Origin of the sequence: Pseudomonas sp. HD6422 (assembly GCF_025377065.1) — a bacterium.
Taxonomy (GTDB): Bacteria; Pseudomonadota; Gammaproteobacteria; order Pseudomonadales; family Pseudomonadaceae; genus Aquipseudomonas; species Aquipseudomonas putida_U.
On sequence record NZ_JAHWIW010000035.1, the window covers coordinates 55,395 to 61,440 of the forward strand.

General features: G+C 57.3%; 4 protein-coding genes. 3 read left to right on the plus strand and 1 reads right to left on the minus strand.

The genetic code is table 11. From position 1 onward, the window contains the following. The first annotated feature begins 313 nt into the window (after positions 1–313). From KY379_RS22295 to KY379_RS22305, 3 genes are all read left to right on the plus strand, one after another. Positions 314–1,267, plus strand: coding sequence for a LysR family transcriptional regulator (locus tag KY379_RS22295; protein ID WP_261241452.1), 954 nt, complete (start codon positions 314–316; stop codon positions 1,265–1,267). A 214-nt stretch (positions 1,268–1,481) separates the two neighbouring features. Then, positions 1,482–4,058: an autotransporter outer membrane beta-barrel domain-containing protein gene (locus tag KY379_RS22300; RefSeq protein ID WP_261241453.1), complete on the plus strand. Its 2,577-nt coding sequence runs from the start codon at positions 1,482–1,484 to the stop codon at positions 4,056–4,058. Beyond that, on the plus strand, positions 4,058–4,924 hold the full coding sequence (locus KY379_RS22305) for an alpha/beta hydrolase (RefSeq protein ID WP_133327935.1): 867 nt from the start codon (positions 4,058–4,060) through the stop codon (positions 4,922–4,924). Before KY379_RS22300 ends, KY379_RS22305 begins: the two co-directional genes overlap by 1 nt. Before the next feature lie 25 nt (positions 4,925–4,949). On the opposite strand, the gene KY379_RS22310 is transcribed toward KY379_RS22305, so the two are convergent. Beyond that, a complete protein-coding gene (locus KY379_RS22310; protein WP_261241454.1) occupies positions 4,950–5,864 on the minus strand; it encodes a LysR family transcriptional regulator in 915 nt (304 codons plus the stop codon). Positions 5,865–6,046 lie beyond the last annotated feature (182 nt).

The following is a 6,046-nucleotide window of genomic DNA, read 5'->3' on the forward strand; positions in this document are numbered from 1 at the left end:
CTCGGCGAGGTATTACCGGGTAGCACCTTGCTAGAGAATCCTAGTTTTCTGAAGGCTATAGGTGCAACCACATACTTTTTCATAGGTATAACCAAACCTACGAATCAGCCGCCATTGCACCAGTATGGCGCATGGATGATCAGGGCCAAACGTTTGCTGCTCATTGATAAGACATCATTGTTTTTATTGAACAAACCTCCAATTAAAAGATGAGTGTCAATTTGGTTGCACCAGGTTGCACCTTGTTTCGCACCAGGTTTAATCTTCGCCTCATGGCAATACGCCAGACTCCTTCCAAGAAAACAAAAAGCCTATGAAGCTCCATCAACTGAAGGTGCTGATCACGATCTGCGAGAGCGGCAGCATCCAGGAAACTGCCCGGTTGTTGCACCTTTCCCAGCCCGCTCTCTCGAAAACGATCAAAGAGCTGGAAGCGTCGCTTGGCGTACCCCTGCTGGTGCGCTCCAACCGAGGTATCACCACCACCGAATACGGCGAGCGCCTGGTGCGCAGGGCACGCCTGATGCTGGAGGAGGCCCGCCGCGCCCGCGAAGAGATTGCCGTGCTCAAAGGCGAAACCGGCGGCACCGTATCGATCGGTATCTCCCCGGCAACGCCAAGAACGCAGATGATCACGGCAATCAACCAGTTCATCGAGCGCAATCCTGAAGTACGCCTGCGCATCCATGAGATGCGCCCTTCCAAGTTGATGGAGGGCCTGCGTGAAGGGCAACTGGACCTGGTGCTGTCGTGCCAGCCGGCCAGCCGCTACGCTGATGGCTTCCAGTGGACGGCGCTGTATAGCCAACCCACCGTACTGGCCGTACGCTGCGGCCACCCGCTACGCAGCGCCCATTCCCTGCGGCAGTTGCGTGACCAGCGATGGCTGCTGCAGGAGCCGCTGGACAGCTCACGGATCGGCTTGATGTTCACGCACTACCAGTTGGCGCCACCCCAGGACCTGCTCGAATGTTCAGCCGGGATCATCTTCTGTGAACTGGCCTGCAGCACGGATGTGATCAGCTACTGGCCGCTGCGCATGTTCGATTACATGAACCGCAGCGGTCCGGTGCTCGAAGCACTGACGATCGAGGAAGAGGTGCCGGGTCTGGATATATCGATGGTCTATCGGAACCGGGAGTTGATCACCCGGCCGGCCAGATTATTGGCCGATGAGTTGGAGTATGTGTTTACTCATCCGCGTACATTTGACGAGGGAGCAGACCCGACAAAGCGCAAAGGGCTGGTGTCTATTGGCCCCGCTTAGAGCCGTTTCGCTGACCTGTTCGCGCCCTCTATAACGGCTCCGTTTCCCAGCTATTCCCACCTGCTGAATGAGCCATAACAATGGCGCCAGAAATGTATATCCATGATAAATCACAGGATATATACTCCGCGCGCCTCCAGCATGGCCATTGGCCACCTATGCAAGGTGGAGCCATGCAAGGAAGCTTTCTCAAATCGATGTCAAGGAATGAAAAGTGGCTGTCGTTAACCTACAAAAAACGCTCATTGCTCTCGCGATCACCGCCGCAGCACATCCCGTCTATGCTGAAACTATCGCACTGACCAACGCGGGCGTGCAGATAGAAAACGCCTCCTATGCAGACCACGTGGAAGTCAATGGCGCGTTCTCTTCGAACAACAGCGACTTGGACGCCATCGAATTCAACAGCGTTACCTTCAACAAAGACCTGGTGATCAACGCCACCGTCAAGGCGAATGGCACTAACTCCGATGGCCTGGACCTGTCCATGGCAGGAGAGGACGAAGACCCTTCATCGTTCGGCCCGGCCACTGAAATCCTGGGCAATCTGGTGAACAAAGGCAGCATCACGGTGAGCGGCGATGGTGTGTCGGCGATGCTGGTCGACCCTGCCATCATCCACGGTGACCTGATCAACGAAGGCACCCTGAGCGTTAGCGGTAATGAATTCGAAGGTGATGGCATCCGAGCCTTGGAATTCTCCGGACAGTCGGAATTGCATGGTGATCTGATCAACGCCAGTACCGGGCAGATTCTAGCGAGCGGCACCAACGCCAAGGGCATCTTGCTGGAAGGCGGCGAGATTGACGGCAAGCTGATCAACAACGGTTTGATTCAGGTCAGCGGAAAGAACGCCACTGCATTGGATGCCACTTCCAATGAGTACTTCATCTACACCGATCGGGTCGATATCGGCGGCATTGAAAACAATGGCCGCATCATCGCCACAGGCGACGACGCCGTTGGCGTAGAACTTGACGGTGTGAGCTTTACTTCTTCGTCCGCCCAGCTCATCAACAATGGCCTGATCCAGGCAACCGATGCTGCAATTGAAATCGGTGGTTTTGACCTCGATGGTGAAGCTGAAGGTAGCGCGCTCACGCTGGTCAACCGAGGCACGCTGATTTCAGAAGATGAAGCGATCGACGCATCCGAAGCGTCCGATACCGTGGTGCTGGACTGGCAGGGTGGATCGATTACCGGCAACCTGATCGACCTGGACCGCATCTATGTCACCGGTGATGCATTGTTCAAAGGCACCAACACTGATGCCGATGGCTACAACATCCGGATGTTCGACAATGGCCCGCTGATGATTGGCACCGAGGGTACAGCCGGCCATCTGCAGCTGGTCAATGCCCACACCTCTTTGCAGGGTGATCTGCTGGTAGGTAACGGTTCATCGCTGGACCTGAACCTCAGTAGCGCGACGGATGCCAGCAAAGCAGTGCTGAGCGTCGATGGCACGGCCACATTCGAAAAGGGTTCGCAAATTACCCTCGCTGCCCAAGGCAGCGATTTCAGTGCCAACGGCAGCACCTACACCTTGGTCCAGGCAGACTCGCTGGACAACCAGACCGAGGACGGCAAACTGGTCAGCAGCCGCTCCTCGCTGCTGAATGTCGACACCTACGTCATCGAAGGTAACCAGGTCGTGGCCACCGTCACCAGCAAATCGGCTTCCGAAGTCGGCGAGGTGATCAAGGACATCGGTGGCTCCAACAATGCCCAGCGCGCCGCTTCCGCATTCAGCAATGTTGCCGCCCAACTGGCTACACTGAACCCGCAAGACAAGGTGTTCCAGTCCTATGTCAATGCTTCCCAGGACGCGAAGGCACTGCGCGCGCTGGCCGAACAGCTGACCCCCGAGGTCAACGGCGGTGCGACCCAGGCGGCCACTACCGGCCAGACCCTGATCAGCAACGTCACCGGCGCCCGCACCTCCGGCGCACACGGTATGTCTTCTGGCGAAGGCTTCAAGGAGACCGGGGTCTGGGTGCAAACCCTGTACAGCGATGCCAGCCAGGATCTGCGCGACAACGTCGCCGGCTATAACGCCTACAGCCGTGGTATTGCAGTGGGTGCCGACGGCAAGCTCAACGATCAGGTGACCTTGGGTGTGGCGTACAGCTACCTGAACACCGATGTCAACGGAAAGACCGGTGACAAAACCAAGGTCGACGGGCACGCCTTCACCCTGTACGGCGGTTTCGAGCAGGGCAACTACTTCGTTGATGCCAGTCTGACCTATGGCTTGAACGACAACGAAAGCAAACGCAGCATTGCCGGCACAACCGCCAAAGCGGACTACGACAGCAATCTGTTCGGTGTAAATCTGGTCGGTGGCTACACCTACCACATCTCCCCTTCGGTTCTGGTCGAGCCACGCCTTGCCGCGCGATACAGCCTCGTGGATATCGACGGGTACCGTGAAAAAGGCAGCTCCGCCGCACTGAAGGTCGAAGATCAGCGTTTTGAAGTGGCGGAATTGGGTGCGGGTCTGCGCGTTGCCGGCAGCTTCCCCCTGGGCAATGGTACATTTGAGCCGCAAGCCAAAGTCATGGCCTACCACGACTTCATCGGTGACGAAGTCAGCAGCACCTCGACCTTCGTCTCGGGTAATACGCCTTTCGTGACCAGCGGTGCCAGTGCCGTACGCAACAGCTATGAAGCGGGTGTAGGCGCCGATTATCATCTGGGCGCTGTCACGGTCGGCTTGAACTACGACTATGTCGGCAAGTCGGACTTCGAAGCCAACACCTTCACAGCCAAAGTGCGCTACGACTTCTGATGCCCCTTGCAAAACTCGGCCCACTGCGCTGGGTTGGGATTTGCCTGCAAGGCACGGCACTGATGTTCAGTGCCGTGCTGAGCGGATGCCAGTCACCTCAGCAGGCACTTCAGGCGCTGGCAGCCAATCATGGCCAGCATCTGGAAATTTTGGCCACCCGCCCTTTTCCTCTGGCGATGGTCGCTGCGGTCAAGCAAGAGGCCCCCACCCACCTACGCATTTATCTGGAAGGTGATGGCCGCGCCTGGGCGACAGCAACGCAGCCAAGTACCGATCCCAGCCCCCGACAACTGATGGTCACGCGATTGGCGCTGAATGATCCAACGCCATCAATCTATCTTGCCCGTCCCTGTCAGTTCGTCAGCGTACCGACATGTACGAACGAGATGTGGACAAACCAGCGATTCTCCGAAGAGGTCGTTGCCAGCCTTGACCAAGCGCTCGATCTGTTCAAAGCGCGTTATCACAACAAGAGTTTCGAACTGGTTGGCTACTCCGGTGGCGCCGCAGTGGCTCTGCTACTGGCCGCCCGACGCGATGATGTCAGTCAGATACAAACACTGGCCGGCAACCTTAGCCCGACAGAATGGGTTCGAATACACCAACTCTCACCTCTGACCGGCTCACTTGAGCCCTTGCAGTACCGCCAGCGCTTGGCCAAGATTCCCCAAAGACACTTGTCAGGCGCTGACGATCGGGTGGTTCCTGCAGCGATCGAAGTCTTCTATCGCCAACGATTAGAGCCTGCCGCATGCCTCGAAACCGTCGTGATACCCGGTGTCACGCATGAAAGCGGATGGGATCGAGTGTGGCAGTACTGGCGAGAACAATCGATCCAGTGCGATGGACGACCGAAAGGGCAGTGACCCCCAGAGAGCAATGAGTAACTGCTCAAAGCGTCCACAACGGATCGTTCGCCATCAATGCCGCCACCCAATCGGTGAACGCCCTCACCCTGGCCGAAAGATGCCGGGTTTGTGGATACACGATGGAAAGCGGCATGCTCGCCATCTGCCAATCAGGCAATACCTCGATCAGCGTACCGCTTTGGAGATATGGCCGGGCGTGCGCAGTAGGCAAGAATCCGATACCCAGTCCGGCGAGCAACGCTGCTGCCGTGGCGCCTCCGTTGTTGAAGTAAAGAAAAGGCGGCAGGTCCAGGTCAAATCGGACCTCCCCGGATGTGAGAGTGGGAACATAGCGCCTGCCGGTGGCCGGAAACTTGAAACCGAAGTGTTTATGGGTCGCCAGGTCCGCAGGCGTGCGAAGAACACCTGCGCCTTCGAGGTAAGCAGGAGCGGCACAGAGCGAAAAACGCATCCGACCTATGGGCCGGCATACCAGATCCTGGTCGGCGATCACGCCGCCACGAATCGCACAGTCGACGCCTTCCTGGACCAGATCGACGACACGTTCGCTGCAACCGATGTCCAGATGGATCTGCGGAAATCGAGCAATGAAGTCACCCAGGCCAGGCACTACACAGAGCACGCCCACAGGCGAAGGCATTTCGATGCGCACCCGCCCATGCACCATGTTTCGGCTATGCGACACCGAGGCTTCCAGCTCATCGACTTCATCGATAACCGTACGGGCCCTTGCGTAGTACGCCGCGCCTTCGGTCGTCGGCGAGACTTTCCGGGTGGTGCGATGCAGCAGCTTGATGCCAAGCAACGCCTCCAGCGCCTGCACCTGCCCTGAGATCGTGGTTTTGGCCACCCCCAACGACTGTGCGGCAGCGTTGAAGCTGCCAACTTCCACGATCCGGCAAAACGCGCGCATTGCCTCCAATCGATCCAACGCCATTATGCGACAACCCGTACAAATAAACCGAGATCAGACAGTTTATCCGAGATCTTGTTTTACCTACAGTGCGCTCAGCTGAGGCTTTCCAATCAACTGCTGGTGAACACTGAATCGCCCCTAGTTTCGTAGACACCTCCAAGCCTCATAATGAGGCCCAAATAGGAGGTGCCATGAGTCGTCAG